The 17171-nt window shown below is 46.9% G+C and carries 15 protein-coding genes; 8 read left to right on the top strand and 7 right to left on the bottom strand.

Annotated features, from left to right (window positions below):
- Positions 1-128: 128 nt before the first annotated feature.
- The 4 genes from frdA to frdD are packed head-to-tail and all read left to right on the top strand — an operon-like array spanning position 129 to position 3481.
- Positions 129-1946 (top strand): fumarate reductase (quinol) flavoprotein subunit, encoded by a 1818-nt coding sequence (gene frdA, locus J4N42_RS00880; protein WP_252029054.1) that lies wholly within the window; start codon positions 129-131, stop codon positions 1944-1946.
- The gene (locus tag J4N42_RS00875) at positions 1946-2701 is read left to right on the top strand and encodes a succinate dehydrogenase/fumarate reductase iron-sulfur subunit (RefSeq protein WP_252029053.1); all 756 of its coding nucleotides are present in this window, start codon (positions 1946-1948) and stop codon (positions 2699-2701) included. Before frdA ends, J4N42_RS00875 begins: the two co-directional genes overlap by 1 nt.
- Positions 2702-2703: 2 nt before the next feature.
- A complete protein-coding gene (gene frdC / locus J4N42_RS00870) occupies positions 2704-3087 on the top strand; it encodes a fumarate reductase subunit FrdC (RefSeq protein ID WP_252029052.1) in 384 nt (127 codons plus the stop codon).
- Positions 3088-3100: 13 nt separating this feature from the next.
- Entirely contained in the window at positions 3101-3481 is a 381-nt protein-coding gene (gene frdD / locus J4N42_RS00865) for a fumarate reductase subunit FrdD (RefSeq protein WP_252029051.1), read from the top strand.
- 59 nt (positions 3482-3540) lie between these two features.
- Here frdD and J4N42_RS00860 read toward each other — a convergent pair whose 3' ends face one another.
- From J4N42_RS00860 to priA, 6 genes are all read right to left on the bottom strand, one after another.
- Positions 3541-4221: a nitroreductase family protein gene (locus tag J4N42_RS00860; protein WP_252029050.1), complete on the bottom strand. Its 681-nt coding sequence runs from the start codon at positions 4219-4221 to the stop codon at positions 3541-3543.
- A 164-nt stretch (positions 4222-4385) separates the two neighbouring features.
- Entirely contained in the window at positions 4386-5720 is a 1335-nt protein-coding gene (hslU, locus tag J4N42_RS00855; RefSeq protein ID WP_252029049.1) for an ATP-dependent protease ATPase subunit HslU, read from the bottom strand.
- A 50-nt stretch (positions 5721-5770) separates the two neighbouring features.
- On the bottom strand, positions 5771-6313 hold the full coding sequence (gene hslV / locus J4N42_RS00850; RefSeq protein ID WP_049842976.1) for an ATP-dependent protease subunit HslV: 543 nt from the start codon (positions 6311-6313) through the stop codon (positions 5771-5773).
- A 215-nt stretch (positions 6314-6528) separates the two neighbouring features.
- Positions 6529-7074 carry an SPOR domain-containing protein gene (locus J4N42_RS00845; RefSeq protein WP_252029048.1) on the bottom strand — a complete coding sequence of 182 codons (546 nt, stop codon included), beginning with the start codon at positions 7072-7074 and terminating at the stop codon, positions 6529-6531.
- Between the two features lie 153 nt (positions 7075-7227).
- Positions 7228-8235, bottom strand: coding sequence for a DNA-binding transcriptional regulator CytR (cytR, locus tag J4N42_RS00840; protein WP_252029047.1), 1008 nt, complete (start codon positions 8233-8235; stop codon positions 7228-7230).
- A gap of 258 nt (positions 8236-8493) precedes the next feature.
- A complete protein-coding gene (priA, locus tag J4N42_RS00835) occupies positions 8494-10695 on the bottom strand; it encodes a primosomal protein N' (RefSeq protein ID WP_252029046.1) in 2202 nt (733 codons plus the stop codon).
- Between the two features lie 311 nt (positions 10696-11006).
- Between priA and rpmE the strand changes: the two genes are divergently transcribed.
- On the top strand, positions 11007-11225 hold the full coding sequence (gene rpmE, locus J4N42_RS00830) for a 50S ribosomal protein L31 (RefSeq protein WP_176286715.1): 219 nt from the start codon (positions 11007-11009) through the stop codon (positions 11223-11225).
- A gap of 306 nt (positions 11226-11531) precedes the next feature.
- The gene (locus J4N42_RS00825; RefSeq protein WP_252029045.1) at positions 11532-12824 is read left to right on the top strand and encodes a malic enzyme-like NAD(P)-binding protein; all 1293 of its coding nucleotides are present in this window, start codon (positions 11532-11534) and stop codon (positions 12822-12824) included.
- Positions 12825-12944: 120 nt separating this feature from the next.
- Here J4N42_RS00825 and metJ read toward each other — a convergent pair whose 3' ends face one another.
- A complete protein-coding gene (gene metJ / locus J4N42_RS00820; RefSeq protein WP_006963343.1) occupies positions 12945-13265 on the bottom strand; it encodes a met regulon transcriptional regulator MetJ in 321 nt (106 codons plus the stop codon).
- A gap of 247 nt (positions 13266-13512) precedes the next feature.
- On the opposite strand from metJ, the gene J4N42_RS00815 reads away from it, so the two are divergent.
- Positions 13513-14682: an O-succinylhomoserine (thiol)-lyase gene (locus tag J4N42_RS00815; protein ID WP_252029044.1), complete on the top strand. Its 1170-nt coding sequence runs from the start codon at positions 13513-13515 to the stop codon at positions 14680-14682.
- A gap of 3 nt (positions 14683-14685) precedes the next feature.
- Positions 14686-17097, top strand: a complete 2412-nt coding sequence (locus J4N42_RS00810) for a bifunctional aspartate kinase/homoserine dehydrogenase II (RefSeq protein WP_252029043.1) — start codon at positions 14686-14688, stop codon at positions 17095-17097.
- The last annotated feature ends 74 nt before the right edge of the window (positions 17098-17171 follow it).

Here is a 17171-nt window from a genome sequence, read left to right as displayed (position 1 = left end):
AAAAACCTAAATACATCAATTTTTCTCGTAACAACCTCTTCTACACTGGCTATACCACTTTTGGGGCAGCTTGCCCTAACTCACTACAACAAGCGGATTCATCCGCAATCACACACTGGAGGATAACTGTGCAAATTCTTACCACAGATATCGCAGTCATCGGCGCAGGCGGCGCTGGTCTTCGAACTGCTATTGCAGCAGCTGAAGCAAACCCTGATTTAGAAGTTGCTCTGATTTCTAAAGTTTATCCAATGCGTTCTCACACAGTCGCAGCAGAGGGTGGCTCAGCAGCAGTTATCAAGGATGAAGACAGTCTAGATAACCACTTCAACGATACTGTTGGCGGTGGTGACTGGCTATGTGAACAGGACGTTGTTGAATATTTTGTTGAAAACGCGACGCGCGAAATGATCCAAATGGAACAATGGGGTTGCCCATGGAGTCGTAAAGAAAATGGTGAAGTAAACGTACGCCGCTTCGGTGGTATGAAAGTAGAGCGTACATGGTTTGCAGCGGATAAAACCGGCTTCCACATGCTTCACACCCTGTTCCAAACGTCCATGAAGTACGAGCAAATTAAACGATTTGACGAATACTTTGTCGTGGATTTGTTGGTAGAAGACGGTGAAGTGCAAGGCTTGATTGCCATTCATATGTCTGAAGGTGAGTTAGTCACAATTAAAGCCAAATCTGTTGTATTAGCAACCGGTGGCGCAGGCCGCGTTTACCATTGTAATACTAACGGCGGTATCGTAACGGGTGATGGTATGGCAATGGCTTATCGCCACGGTGTTCCACTGCGCGATATGGAGTTTGTTCAATACCACCCAACAGGCCTACCTGGTACGGGCATATTGATGACCGAAGGGTGTCGTGGTGAAGGCGGTATCATCGTCAATAAGAATGGCTACCGTTACCTACAAGACTACGGTATGGGCCCAGAGACCCCTGTTGGCCAGCCGAAAAACAAATACATGGAGCTTGGTCCTCGAGATAAAGTTTCTCAAGCGTTCTGGCACGAACAGCAAAAAGGCAACACCATCAAGCACCCTCTCGGTGATGTGGTACACCTTGACCTTCGCCACCTTGGTGAAGAGTACCTACAAGAACGTTTACCGTTCATCTGTGAACTTGCCAAAGCTTACGTGAACGTCGACCCAGCGAAAGAGCCGATTCCAATTCGCCCTACTGTTCACTACACCATGGGTGGCATTGAAACCAACGGTGAATGTGAAACTCGCATTAAAGGCCTGTTTGCGGTCGGTGAGTGTGCGTCTGTTGGTTTGCATGGTGCAAACCGATTAGGCTCTAACTCTCTGGCTGAATTCGTGGTATTTGGCCGCGTGGCTGGTGAGCAAGCGGTGAAACGTGCAGCCGAGTTCAAAGGCTGGAACGAAGACTCTATCGCGAAACAGGTCAAAGCGGTTGAAGACCGCATTGCAGCGCTAATGAATCAAGAAGGTGATGAAAACTGGGCAGACATCCGTACTGAAATGGGTCACACCATGGAAGCGGGTTGTGGTATCTACCGTCAAGAAGATCTGATGCAAGCTACCATCGATAAAATCACTGAGCTGAAAGAACGCTACAAGCGCATTAGCGTAAAAGACAAAGGCAAAGTATTTAATACTGACCTTCTTTACGCCATCGAAGTCGGTTACGGCCTAGAAGTAGCAGAAGCTATGGTTCACTCTGCGATCCTGCGTAAAGAGTCTCGTGGTGCCCACCAGCGTCTAGACGATGGTTGTACTGAGCGTGATGACGTAGAGTTCCTCAAACACTCTCTGGCTTTCTTCCAACCAGATGCAGCGCCAACTATCGACTACAGCAAGGTGACTATCACTAAGTCACAGCCTAAAGCTCGTCTATACGGTGAAGCCGCAGAGAAAGCGGCGGCTGAAGAAGCAGCAAAAGCGGCACAGAAGAACGCAGAGGAGCAAGCATAATGTCAGCAAATCGCATCCAAAAAGTAGAGATTCTGCGTTATGACCCTGAGAAAGACGCAGAACCGCACTTCCAGACCTTTGAAGTACCATTCGACGAAACTATGTCGACGCTTGATGCACTTGGCTACATCAAAGATAACCTAGATAAAGACCTGTCTTATCGTTGGTCTTGTCGTATGGCTATCTGTGGTTCTTGCGGCATTATGGTCAATGGCGTACCTAAGCTGGCATGTAAAAGCTTCTTACGTGACTACCCAAATGGCGTGAAGATCGAGCCACTGGCCAACTTCCCAATTGAGAAAGACTTGATTGTCGATATGACGCCATTTATTGAGCGTCTTGAAGCAATTAAGCCATACATCATTGGTAACGACCGTAAACCAGAAGACGGGACGAACATTCAAACACCAGAGCAAATGGCGAAGTACAAGCAGTTTGCTGGCTGTATCAACTGTGGTCTGTGCTACGCGGCATGCCCTCAGTTTGGTTTGAATCCTGAGTTTATCGGCCCTGCAGCGTTGACTCTAGCTCACCGTTACAACCTAGATAGCCGTGACAACGGCAAGGCAGAGCGTATGGCACTGATCAATGGCGAAAATGGCGCTTGGGGCTGTACTTTCGTTGGCTACTGTTCTGAGGTCTGCCCTAAAAGTGTTGATCCAGCAGCGGCGGTTAACCAAGGTAAAGTCGAGTCATCGATGGACTTTGTAATCGCAATGCTAAAGCCTGATGGCACACCAGCGAAGGAGGCATAGAAATGAGTAATCGTAAACCTTACGTTCGTGAAGTAAAACGTACTTGGTGGAAAGATCATCCGTTTTACCGTTTCTACATGTTGCGTGAAGCAACCGTCCTACCGTTGATACTCTTCACCATTTTCCTAACCTTTGGATTAGGGTCATTGGTGAAAGGGCCTGAAGCATGGCAAACTTGGTTAGGCTTTATGGCTAACCCAGTTGTGATTGCGATTAACATCGTCGCGCTGGCGGGAAGCCTGCTACACGCTCAAACGTTCTTTAGCATGATGCCGCAGGTAATGCCGATTCGCTTGAAAGGTAAACCTGTCGACAAGAAAATCATTGTATTAACTCAATGGGCAGCGGTTGCGTTTATCTCGCTTGTTGTCCTAGTCGTGGTGTAAAGGAGCGCTAACTATGAAACCTAACTTCTCTGTAGATAGAGCACCTAAACGTTCAGACGAGCCTATCTGGTGGGGCCTATTTGGCGCTGGCGGTACTTGGTTTGCGATGGTTACACCTATTACGGTCTTGGTACTTGGTATTTTGGCTCCACTGGGGGTGATTAGCCCTGAAGCATTGAGCTATGACCGCGTGGTCGATTTTGCTACCAGCATCATTGGAGCATTATTCATTATTGCGACGCTTGCATTGCCAATGTGGCACGCGATGCACCGTGTACACCATGGTATGCATGATCTAAAAATCCACGCGGGTATCGCAGGTAAAGTGGCCTGCTACGCGTTTGCATTTTTGATTTCAGCACTCGCAGTTGTGTTCATCTTTATGCTTTTCTAGTTAAAGATGTCAAAAACGAAAAAGCTGGCTTAAAGCCAGCTTTTTTTATTGCCTGAACATCACTCGATGAAGGTAGCTATATCATCCAATGATTTTTTGTTGATAGCATGTTCTGGTACCGTTGCATCCACTTCAGGGTAGCCCGTGACGATCAACATATACGGCCTGTCAGTATCGTTATCACGACCACAAATCTTACTCAGAAAGCTCATTGGTTTGGGAGTATGAGTCAGCGTTCCTAACCCAGCATTATGCAAGGCTTGCAAGAGAAACCCAGTCGCAATCCCTACAGACTCGTGCACATAATAGTTGGTTTGCGCTCCATCATTGCTCACTCCACCTTTCTTTTGTAAAAACACCGCGATGAGCCAAGGTGCTTTTTCTAAATAAGGCTTATTAGCATTGGTTCCCAGTGGCTTTAGTGCATCCAGCCACTCCTGCCCAGCACGTCCTTGATAGAAAGATTGTTCCAACTCTTCGGCCGACTGACGAATTTGACTCTTCACTTGTGAATTATTAATCGCAACAAAGTGCCAAGGCTGATGATTGGCCCCACTTGGTGCTGTCCCCGCGGCTCTGATGCAGTTTTCTATAATTTCTTTGGGTACAGGCCTATCAGAGAAACTTCGGATCGAGTGGCGACGCTTAATATCAAGGTAGTTTTGTAAAGAACGACTCGACATTTCTTCAACTGGATACTCGATATAGTCATTCAAAGGATGGTGCTGCGTGTTCGACATATTGCTTCCTTGCTAAGAATGGTTGCTATTCCAAGCCTTAGCATCACACATCACGAGGGGCAAAAATATGACATAAATAGAATAGTGCGAACTGTCGCGACTTTTGCCAACGTACAAAAAAACCGACCCGAAGGTCGGCTTTTTCAGAGCATTAATTCTAGATATTAAAGTATAAAGCGACTTAGATCTTCATCTTCAATAGTATCGCCCAGTTTCGCTTTCACATACTCGGCATCAATGGTCAGTTTAGAGCCTGATTTATCCGTTGCTTCAAACGAAATTTCATCCATCAAGCGCTCCATTACCGTGTGTAAGCGGCGAGCACCAATATTTTCTGTCGTTTCGTTAACCGTCCACGCAGCTTCTGCAATCTGAGTGATACCTTCTTCAGTAAACTCAATATCCACTTCTTCTGTCTTCATCAGCGCAACGTATTGCTCAGTCAAAGACGCTTTAGGTTCAGTCAGAATACGCTTAAAGTCGTGACTTGAAAGAGCTTCTAGCTCTACTCGGATAGGCAGACGGCCCTGCAGTTCTGGGATTAAGTCTGAAGGTTTCGCTACTTGGAAAGCACCTGACGCCACAAACAGGATATGGTCCGTTTTCACCATGCCGTGTTTTGTCGATACCGTACTGCCTTCAATCAGAGGAAGTAGGTCACGTTGAACACCCTCACGAGACACATCTGGGCCAGAGCTCTCACCACGCTTACAGATCTTGTCTATTTCATCGATGAACACGATACCGTTGTTTTCAACGTTGAAGATCGCACTCTCTTTCAGCTCTTCTTGATTGACAAGCTTAGCGGCTTCTTCTTCCGTTAGAGCTTTAAATGCGTCTTTGATCTTCAGCTTACGCTTTTTCTTCGTATCACCAGCAAGGTTTTGGAACATCCCTTGTAGCTGGTTCGTCATCTCTTCCATACCCGGAGGAGCCATGATCTCGACACCCATTTGCGGTGCAGCGACATCAATTTCGATCTCTTTGTCGTCTAGTTTACCTTCACGTAGCTTCTTACGGAAAATCTGACGAGTATTCGATGCACTTTCGTCTTGCTGCTCGTTTTGGCCCCAAGCATCACGCGCTGGCGGTAGCAAGGCATCTAGAATGCGCTCTTCTGCTTGTTCTTCCGCACGGAATTTTACTTTCTCCATTGCTTGCTGGTGAGTCATCTTAATCGCAACGTCTGTTAGGTCACGAATGATGGTTTCCACTTCCTTACCTACGTAACCCACCTCGGTGAACTTAGTCGCTTCTACCTTAATGAAAGGCGCGTTTGCTAGCTTAGCAAGGCGACGGGCAATTTCGGTTTTACCCACACCAGTAGGACCAATCATTAGGATGTTCTTTGGCGTTACTTCAACACGTAAGCTTTCTTCAAGCTGCATACGGCGCCAGCGGTTACGTAGCGCAATCGCTACTGAACGCTTAGCATTTTCTTGACCAATGATATGGCGGTTAAGTTCATGAACAATTTCGCGAGGCGTCATTTCAGACATAATCAATTTCCTTAAATTCTATTAGCACTATCTTTGTTTATTCAGCGTGTTTACTCGGCTTGAGTCGCTGGGATTTCTAGTTCTTCGATAGTGTGGTGATGGTTAGTGAACACACAGATATCACCGGCAATTTTCAGTGATTTCTCTGCGACTTCACGTGCATCTAATTCAGTATTTTCAAGCAGTGCCGTTGCCGCAGCTTGAGCAAAGTTACCGCCCGAACCAATCGCAATCAGATCGTTCTCTGGCTGAACTACGTCACCGTTACCCGTGATGATCAGTGATGCCGTTTCATCGGCTACGGCTAATAGCGCTTCAAGCTTACGTAGCGCTCGGTCACTACGCCAATCTTTCGCGAGTTCGACTGCAGCCTTCGTTAGATGGCCTTGGTGCATTTGCAGCTTGCTCTCAAACTTTTCAAACAAAGTGAAGGCGTCTGCGGTACCACCAGCAAAACCTGCCAGTACTTTGTTGTTATATAGGCGACGAACTTTACGTGCGTTCCCTTTCATTACGGTATTACCTAGGGATACTTGTCCATCACCCGCAATGACAACTTTATTATTTCGACGTACAGATACTATGGTAGTCACGTGTAGGGCCTCATCTGATTGGTTTTGATCTTGTAGATACCAGATATATGAGGTTAGGAAAATGGAAATTCAAGGGGAACAAGGCGTACTAATTCGTGGCGGAGTCGAATGTCTTCAAGTGGTGATATTGTCTGGTCTAAAAAATTGCGGTGCTTGAGTTCAGCGCCACATTCAAACGCATAAAAAAAACGAGCCCTAAGGCTCGTCTTCGTTTGCTACTGTGCGTCTTTCCAGATTGCGCAAGGTTCAATTTTCGCACGCTGCAGTTTGTGCTTATCTCGCTCTGCATCACGCTTAAATTTGTATGGCCCTAGCACCACACGGTACCAGCTGCTGCCATCTTTCTTACGAACTTCACTTTTTATGCCTTGGAATGCAATATCCAATTTGCGCGCTTCTGCTTGTTCTGAAGTTTTGTAGGCACCACACTGCATGATGTATGGAACTTCAGATACAACCTGTTCTTTCGCTTCCACTTCCACTTCGCGACTTGGCAAAGTTTCCACGTAATCCCATTTTTCTTCTGGTGGAGGTGGGATCACTTTCGCTGGCTTAGGTTTTGGCTTTGGTTTCGGTTTAGTTTCCACTACAGGTGTTGGCGGCTCAGGATCATTACTTAACAAGTACAACCCATATCCAAACCCACCCAATAGGAGCAACGCAATGAGACCACTGCGCCATGGCTTACGACGAGGAGCTTTTTTCTTTGCTGGTTTTCTCGCGGTTCCTCTGCCACGCCTTACATAATCTTTATTTGCCACAACGATATATCGAAATAAAAAAGTCAGCCTTCATGGTAATGCAGTTTGTTGTTTAAGTCACTTGAAGACACCGACAAACAGTATGAATTGGTACTCTGAGCCAACAAATAAAAACAGCGCATTAAAATGCGCTGTTTCGAATCGGTAACGGATTTAGACCACTCTCGGTGGCGCAGCACTTTGGCGCACGACCAACTCGGTTTCAAGCAATCGAGAGCCAGCACGCACATCGTGCCCGCGTAATAGCTCTAGCATCATCAGCATCGCTTGTCGGCCAATCTCATAACGAGGCTGCGAAATAGTAGTTAACGGCGGATCGCAGTACTGGGCGAACTGGATATCGTCAAAGCCGACAACAGAAAGATCTTGTGGCACGCGCAAGCCTAACTTCTTCGCTTCTTGGATCGCACCAATTGCCATCGTGTCGTTGTGACAGAAAATAGCCGTTGGAGGCTCAGGAAGCGCTAGCAGTGCACGGACGGCTTTCGCTCCAGATTCAAATGAGAAGTCACCACTGGTGCAATAAGTCGGATTCATAGTGATACCCGCACGACGCAGCGCTTGCTGATAGCCTTGCTGACGGAATTGACACAGCGCGGCATGCTCTGGCCCAGAGATCTGTGCGACACGCTTATGGCCCATTTGAGTCAGATAGTTTACGGCTTCAAATGCCGAAGTCAGATTATCGATGTGTACGGTTGGCAGCTCCAGTTCTGGCGCGAATTCACACGCCATTACCATAGGTGGTAGGTTTTTCTGTTCTGGCTTGCTCACATCAAATGGTAAATCCGTGCCCAGCAATAGCATCCCATCTGCTTGCTTGGTAAACACGAGATTGACAAAAGAAGACTCACGGCGTTTCTGTTGGCCGCTGTCACCCAGCAATACTAAGTAACCATGCTCCATCGCAGCATCTTCAATACCACGAATGATTTCGGTGAAATAAGGGTCACAGATATCAGGGACGATAGCGACAATGGTTTTGGATTCATTACGGCGCAGATTGCGCGCCAACGAGTTTGGTGAGTAGCCAGCTTCTAATACAGCATCTTCGACACGCTTTCGAGTCGACGAAGATACTTTTTCCGGATTCATGAGCGCCCTAGACACTGTCGCTGTTGAGACTCCTGCGAGCTGGGCAACATCCTTCATTGTCGCCATATAAATTTACCCTCTTCTATTCCTTCGTATGCAGACAATCTACATAATAATTATTGTGAAATTAGTTTCGCGGATAGATGAATTTCAATTCATTCTTATTATGCATTCAATTTACTCTGTTAGTTTATTCATTTCCAAACAGAAAGTTACGGTGGGATTAACATTTTTTGCATAGCAACCGTGAAGTGCATCACAATAAAACGGTTTAGCTGCAAAAGCCAACCGTTTGCGTGACTAAAAACGAAGCAGGAACGAATATTAACTCAGATCCTGCGGTTCAATATCCAATGTCCAGCGGACTTTCTTTGCAGCAGGAAGCAAATTAATGGCAGGTTTGGCGCTGGTTAGCAGCTTTTGCATCAGAGAACGCGTTTGTGTCTGCAGCAACAATTGCCAACGCGACTTACCTGCGCGTTTGGCTAAAGGCGCAGGCGTTGGCCCAAGTACCATGCAGGTATCATCAAACAATGGATGGGCTTCTAATGTATGACGGACTTGGCGCAAAAACTCCTCAACCAATGCGGGATCATTCGCTTCGGCGCGAAATAGAGTCAAAAATGTGTATGGCGGCAGCATCGCCAGCTTACGTTCCTGCAAAGCCGTCTGTGCAAAATGACGATAGCTTTTATACAATAACGCCTGCAATAAGCTGTGTTCTGGATGGTGAGTCTGCAGAATCACTTCACCCGGCTTGCTGGCTCTACCCGCTCGCCCAGCAACTTGAATGAACAACTGTGCCAACCTTTCTGAAGCGCGGAAATCACTGCTATAAAGAGAGCCATCAACATCCAGCAAACCAACCAAAGTAACATCAGGGAAGTGATGGCCTTTAGCCAGCATTTGTGTCCCAATCAGAATTTGGTAGTCACCTTTGCGAATCGACTCTAGCGCCGTTTCCAAGCTGCCCTTTCTACGTGTGCTATCTCTATCGATACGAATGGTTTTGTACTCAGGAAAAAGCTCTGCCAGTTGCGTTTCCAACTGCTCAGTCCCTACCCCCACAGTAACGAGGTGCGTTGAGCCACATCCCTGACACTGGTGAATAACCGGGCGTTGGGAACCGCAATGGTGACAGCGGATCTCATTACTGTATTGATGGAAAGTGTAGTACGCATCGCAGCGCTGACACTCAGCTATCCAGCCACACTCATGGCACATCAACGCTGGCGAGAAACCTCTTCGGTTGAGAAATAGCATCACCTGATTCCCAGCCGCTAAGTGCTTGCGCATTTCTGCAATGAGAGGGGCAGATAAGCCGCTTTCTAAGTACAAGCCTTTGACATCCAACACTTTATTGGTCGTCGGTACGGCTACACCAGCGCGTTGAGTTAAAGTAAGGTGATGGTACTTTCCTGTTAGAGCATTATGCAGCGTCTCCAAAGCCGGTGTCGCTGAGCCAAGTACAACGGAAATCTTCTCTTTATTTGCACGCATCACAGCAACATCTCGCGCGTGATAACGTAGGCTATCTTGCTGCTTGTAAGAAGCATCATGCTCTTCATCAACAATGATGATGCCCAGATCTGAAAATGGTGTCAGCAATGCAGAACGAGTGCCGATGACAATCCCAGCAATTTTGTTCCGAGCGGCAAGCCAAGCATTGAGCCGCTCAGTATCATTTAAACCAGAGTGAATGACTTCAACCGGTACATTGAACCGTTTTTTGAAGCGATTGATAGTTTGTGGGGTCAAACCAATTTCAGGCACTAGGATCAGAGCTTGCTTGTTCTTTTCCAGCACTGGCTTAATGAGGTTTAAATACACTTCCGTCTTACCGGAACCCGTCACCCCTTCCAATAGGTAGCAACCAAAACCAGGATTACTATTTACCGTCGCAATCGCAATCGCCTGCTCTTCATTAAGCTTAGGTTTGTCTGTGATAGCCTCTATCTCTTTAGGCCAGGGGGCAAAGCTTGGCTTTTTATCTATCGATTCAATCCAGCCTTTCTCTTGCAGTGTTTTAAGCACTGATGAGCTCACTTCTTGATCGATAAACTCTTGGTGAGGAATAGAGCCACTTTCTAGCATGCTCATCACTTTGGCTTGCTTGACTGCGCGGCCAAACCCCTGCATCAATTGATCTTTTCCAGCCGGTGTCATCTGCCACTCCACCAGCGTGGTGAAATCAGCGGCTTTTCCTTTACGCAGTGCACTTGGCATTGCGTTGCACAGAGTATCCCCGAGTGGGTATTGGTAGAAAGTGCTGCACCAATGGAGTAACGAATACAAGGATTCAGGCCAGACAGGCTGAGCATCCAGCACCTGTTTGATCGGTTTAAGTTGCTCGCGAGGGAAGTCTGATTCGTTCACCAATTGAATCACAATACCGACTAGCGTTTGACGCCCGAAAGGGACAGATACACGCCCGCCAATGATAGGAAACAAGTGATTCGGGATCAGATAATCGAATTGCTTATCCAGTGGAACAGGCAGAGCAACACGAGCAATAGATGGGCGCATAACCTTCGCAGTATCAAATACAGTAACAAATCACAGTCTACCGCCAAGTCCCCGCAGTATAAACCGGTAATCCGTAGCGAATTGACCATAAGCCAATGGCGCGGAGAAAAAGTGGCGAAATAATTAGCAAACTTGTTGATCCGCCGCTTTGGATTCATTACTATACTGCGCCTTAGTGCTATGGCTAGTTTCTGTTCTTATGACTTTTAAGTTCATAAAGAAGATACAGCGGTACACTGACTATTTTATTAACTACGTGTGGTGTCCGGCTTAGAATCGGATGGCGACACGGCCCAATTTGAGGTTATCCCATGAAAGCTGGAATCCACCCAGAATACAAAGCTGTAAAAGCAACTTGTTCTTGCGGCAACTCTTTTGAGTTCAACTCAACTCTAGACAAAGATTCAATCCACCTAGACGTATGTGACAAATGTCACCCGTTCTACACTGGTAAGCAACGTATCGTAGATACTGGCGGCCGTGTTGATCGCTTCAACAAGCGTTTCGGTGCTCTATCTAGCAAGAAGTAATTCTTTCTACATAGAACTGAAAAAGGACGCCACGGCGTCCTTTTTTGTTTTTTGCTCTAAGTGAATTAGCTTTCCTGACAAAATTATCTTTACGTAAAGATATTAATCTCGAATTTTTGTTAAAAAGAAGTTAAATCCAACAATCCCACCTCTTGTGCCTATCAAGTTCACTGCTATCTGGTCTTATCAGCAGTCATTTGCTGTTTTTTGATGACGTGAGTCGCATTCCTATCTATGCAGGTTGACTTACATCAATTAGAATAAATTTTCCTCTTTCCCCCAATATAAAAATGAGTACCTACACCTATGCCAGATGACAACCGTCAAGACACTGCGCCACAAGAACTAACCGCAGAAGAACAATTTCGCCAGCAAGCTCTTGATTACCATGCCTACCCAACGCCAGGGAAAATCTCTGTAGAAGTCACTAAACCGGCTAACTCAGCAGAAGATCTGGCTCTGGCATACAGTCCTGGTGTGGCTGAACCCGTCCGTGAAATCGCGCAAAACGTTGATAACGTTTACAAGTACACCTCAAAAGGCAACATGGTTGCTGTAATCTCAAATGGTACGGCGATTCTTGGTTTAGGTAACTTAGGTCCAATTGCTTCAAAACCAGTTATGGAAGGTAAAGCGCTACTATTTAAACGCTTTGCTGGCCTAGACTCGATTGATATTGAAGTGAAGCACCGCACCATTGATGAATTCGTTGATACCGTTGCTAACATTGCTGATACGTTTGGTGGCATTAACTTAGAAGACATCAAAGCACCGGACTGTTTTGAAATCGAACGCCGCCTAATCGAGCGTTGTGACGTTCCTGTCTTCCACGACGACCAACACGGCACTGCAATCGTAACGGCTGCGGGTATGCTGAATGCTATTGAGCTGCAAGGTAAAAAGCTAGAAGAAGCGACTATCGTATGTCTTGGCGCTGGTGCTGCTGCTGTTGCGTGTATGGAACTTCTTATTAAATGTGGCGCGATGCGCGAGAAGATCTACATGCTCGACCGTAAAGGTGTTATCCACACACGTCGCGACGACTTGAACGAGTACAAGCTGCTGTTCGCCAACAACACAGATAAGCGAACGCTAGAAGACGTGATCGAAGGTGCTGACCTGTTCTTAGGTGTATCGGGCCCGAACTTATTACCAGCAGAAGCATTGAAGCTGATGGCCGATAAGCCAATCGTATTTGCATGTTCAAACCCAGATCCAGAAATCAAACCTGAGCTTGCGCACGAAGTCCGTGATGACCTAATTATGGGTACAGGCCGTAGTGACTACCCGAACCAAGTAAACAACGTACTGTGCTTCCCATTCATTTTCCGTGGTGCCCTAGACGTTCGAGCTAGCGAAATCAATGATGAGATGAAACTAGCAGCTGTTGACGCGATTCGCCAACTGGCAAAAGAAGAAGTACCAGCAGAAGTATTGAGTGCTGCAGGTGTTGAATCGCTAGAATTTGGCAAAGGCTACATTATTCCAAAACCAATGGATCCTCGCTTACTGCCACGTGTTGCTAAAGCCGTCGCGCAAGCAGCAGTAGATTCAGGCGTTGCTCGAATCGAAATGCCTTCAGGTTACATGGAAGGCTAGTTTCAGCCTCCTTTTCCTGTCAAAAAGGAACAAAAAACCGCTGATTGAATCAGCGGTTTATTATTTTCATCAATAGACAGAGCTCGCAGCGAAAAACAAGGTGCTGGGTTGTTGCTGCTATTATTCTTCGTCGTACGCTTCGAACTCAATCCCCATCTCTGTCATCAGCTTTTTCACTTCAGCTGGAATATCGTCAGGGCGATCTTTTCGCAAGTCTTCATCTGTCGGTAATGGTTGACCTGTATAAGCGTGTAAGAACGCTTCACACAATAGTTCGCTATTCGTCGCGTGGCGTAAGTTATTAATCTGGCGGCGTGTACGCTCGTCTGTTAATACTTTTAAAACTTTCAGTGGAATGGAAACAGTGATCTTCTTTACTTGCTCACTCTTTTTTCCATGCTCCGCGTATGGGCTAATGTATTCGCCATTCCAGTCTGCCATTGCGCACCTTTACTCAATTTTGTCTGTTATAAAATTCTAAAGCGCGATTTTAGCGGGATTTAAGTCTATAAGCAAAGACATATAGACGTCTAGAAGTGTTGACGTCTCAAAAATTGATAAGTAAAGTGTGGAATAAACTAGAAGGAATGATTCTTAGCAATCGTTGTTAATACCAACAAACCCTAGGTATAGCTCATTCCAAATCATAAGTCACCACGAGATAGCTATTGTCACAAAGGAAGTATCTATGAGCACCCGTAAGCCAGCCACTATTGCAGTACGTACAGGAATCGAATCAGACACTCAGCATCACGCTGTTGTGCCGCCTATTTACCTTTCGACCAACTACGGGTTCCCAGCATTTGGTGAAGTGCCAAAATACGATTACACCCGCTCTGGCAACCCAAATCGTGGCTTACTTGAAACCGCTTTATTTGAGCTAGAAAGTGGTAAAGGCGCCGTTGTGACCAATTGTGGCACATCAGCGCTTAACTTGTGGGTGTCTGCTTTCCTTGGCCCTGATGATCTGATTATCGCACCTCACGATTGCTATGGTGGCACTTACCGTCTGTTCAACACCCGAGCTCAAAAAGGCGACTTTAAAGTACAGTTTGTCGACCAGTCAGACCCTGCTGCATTCGACGCAGCGCTGGCACAAAAGCCGAAGCTTATCCTGCTAGAAACCCCTTCTAATCCTCTGGTTCGAGTGATTGATATTGCCCAAACTTGCCAAAAAGCAAAGCAAGTTGGTGCACTAGTCGCTGTCGACAACACCTTTTTGACACCTGTGTTCCAAAAGCCTTTAGAGCTGGGCGCAGACTTCGTTATTCACTCGACAACCAAATACATTAATGGTCACTCAGACGTCATTGGTGGTGTAGTGATCACGAAAACAGAAGAACACGCAGAAGAGCTTGCTTGGTGGGGCAACTGCATTGGTGCAACCGGCACACCATTTGATAGCTACATGACACTGCGTGGTATTCGCACGCTCGGCGCTCGAATGAAAGTTCATGAAGAAAGCTCTCGTGAGATTCTGACGTACTTACAGTCGGAGCCACTAGTTGGAGCAATCTATCACCCTAGCCTTCCAGAACACCCAGGCCATGAGATTGCGAAAAAGCAGCAATCTGGTTTCGGCTCTATGCTGAGTTTTGAGCTTGCTGGTTCATTTGAAGAACTGAAATATTTTGTTGGCGAACTCGAGCTGTTTTCGTTAGCTGAATCACTCGGCGGCGTAGAAAGCCTGATCTGCCACCCTGCATCAATGACGCACCGCGCGATGGGTGAAGCGGCTTTGGCTGAAGCAGGAGTCTCTCAACAATTACTACGTTTATCGGTTGGCTTAGAAGATGCGCAGGACCTTATCGATGACCTTACTCAAGCATTTGAAAAAACGGCTAAGCGAGGTGCCTAGGGAATGACTGTTCAACGTCAACTTCATAAATTTGGTGGCAGTAGCTTAGCCGACCCAGAATGCTACCTGCGCGTGATAAATATTTTAAAAGAGTACTCCAACAGTGAAGATTTAGTGGTGGTCTCTGCGGCAGGAAAAACCACCAACAGACTCATCGAGTTTGTTGAAGGGCTACACAAAGATGGCCGCATCGCACACGAAGCCCTTCAAACGCTTCGTCAGTTCCAAACAGAACTCATCGAGAGCCTGATATCGGGTGACGCGAAACAAGCCCTATTGGCTCAGCTCAATGACGAATTCAGCACGTTAGGCGAACTCGTCGCACCGCTTTCCGAAGCCGAAAAAGCCGCCATACTTGGTCATGGTGAAGTTTGGTCTTCCCGACTGCTCGCCGCATTGTTGTGTGAACACGATTTACAAGCGGTCGCTCAGGATGCACGTGCATTTTTGCGTGCTGAAGCAGGCACGCAGCCTGAAGTAGACCGTGGTACCTCTTACCCACTGATTAAAGAGGTGCTGGCACAACACGCGCACCACCGCGTGATTATCACAGGCTTTATGGCCCAAGACAGCCAAGGTAATACCGTTCTACTTGGACGCAATGGCTCAGACTATTCAGCGACAGTCATTGGGGCGCTGGCAGAAGCGTCTCAGGTCACTATCTGGAGTGATGTGGCCGGGGTATACAGCGCCGATCCTCGCGTCGTTACCGATGCTTGCCTACTACCGCTGTTGCGTCTTGATGAAGCCAGTGAACTGGCGCGTTTGGCGGCACCTGTTCTTCACAGCCGCACACTTCAGCCAGTTGCTCAAAGTGCCATGGATCTCAACCTACGTTGTAGCTACCAACCTGAATCGGGTTCTACTCGTATAGAGCGTGTTCTCGCTTCCGGTCGCGGCGCAAAAATCATCACCTCTTTAGATGAAGTTTTACTGATTCAGCTGACTTTCGACCATGGTCACGACTTTGAACGCATTGAATCTGATGTCTTGCAAAGCCTTAAACGCGCTCAACTTGAACCTCTGGCCTACGAAGCGCAACCGGATCAATTTACTTTGCGCTTGGCCTACACCAGCGAAATCGCGAGTGGAGCTTTGAGCCATCTGCAAGATGCTGCAATCGAAGCTGAGATTAAACTAAAAGAAGGTTACTCATTAATCGCCGCTGTTGGGGCTGGCGTAATTAAAAACCCGAACCACTGTTACGGTTTCTACCAGCAGCTGAAAGCATCACCCGTAGAGTTCATCTCTGAATCTCTTTCTGGCTTGAGCCTAGTCGCTGTTCTGCGTACCACTCCTGTATCACCTCTAGTGACAGCTATCCATAGCCAGTTATTCCAAGCTCAAAAACGCGTTGCCATCGCGTTGTGTGGCAAAGGTAATATTGGCTCTAGTTGGTTATCACTGTTTGCTGAACAGAAAACGGAGCTGGAAAAGCGCCGTGGAATGAACTTTGAGTTAGTTGCCGTTATCGACAGCCAAACCTACTGGTACGATTCAAATGGTATTAATGCGAATAGCGTCGCCGAGCGATTCGATGATGAAGCCATTGCGCACAAAGGGAATGAGTGGATTGAACGTCTGGGGGCGACGCAAGGTTTTGACGATCTTATCGTACTCGATGTGACTGCGAGTAAAGCGCTAGCCGAGCAATATCTAGATATTGCTTCGCAAGGCATGCACTTAATTTCAGCGAATAAAGTCGCTGGCTCAGCAGCAAGCGCTTATTACCATCAAGTACAAGATGCTTTCAGTAAGATTAATCGCCATTGGTTCTACAATGCGACAGTAGGTGCAGGTTTACCTATCAATCATACCGTGCGTGACTTGCGTGAAAGTGGTGATGAAATCACTGCCCTTTCTGGCATCTTTTCTGGCACATTATCTTGGTTGTTCCAGCAATATGATGGCAGCGTCCCGTTCTCTGAACTGGTTGACCTTGCTTGGCAACAAGGTTTAACCGAGCCAGACCCACGTGCTGATCTCGACGGTTCAGACGTCATGCGTAAATTGGTTATCCTTGCCCGCGAATCAGGGTTGGATATTGAGCCAGAAAACGTGAAGGTGGAATCTCTGGTACCGGAAGAGCTGGCTCAGTTGTCTCTCGACGATTTCTTAGATAAAAGCCAAATCCTCAGCGAGCGCCTAGCGGAACGGCTAGAAAAAGCTCAGCGTGAAGACAAAGTACTGCGTTACGTAGCAAGACTGGAAAAGAATGGTCAAGCAACCGTTGGCGTTGAAGCGCTTTCTAAAGAACACGCTCTGGCTAACTTACTTCCTTGCGACAACATCTTCGCCATTGAAAGTAAGTGGTACAAAGATAACCCATTAGTCATTCGCGGCCCAGGCGCAGGCCGGGAAGTCACCGCGGGTGCAATTCAATCTGATTTGAATCTGCTCTCAAGTCTTATCTAATTTTCCGTCATGTCATAAGACTTCTTTCTTTGGCACTGAGGCTGGCTTATCGCCAGCCTCACTTCTTCTATACA

This window comes from Vibrio sp. SCSIO 43135 (assembly GCF_023716665.1).
Taxonomy (GTDB): Bacteria; Pseudomonadota; Gammaproteobacteria; order Enterobacterales; family Vibrionaceae; genus Vibrio; species Vibrio paucivorans.
This window is presented reverse-complemented; position numbering and strand designations above follow the sequence as displayed.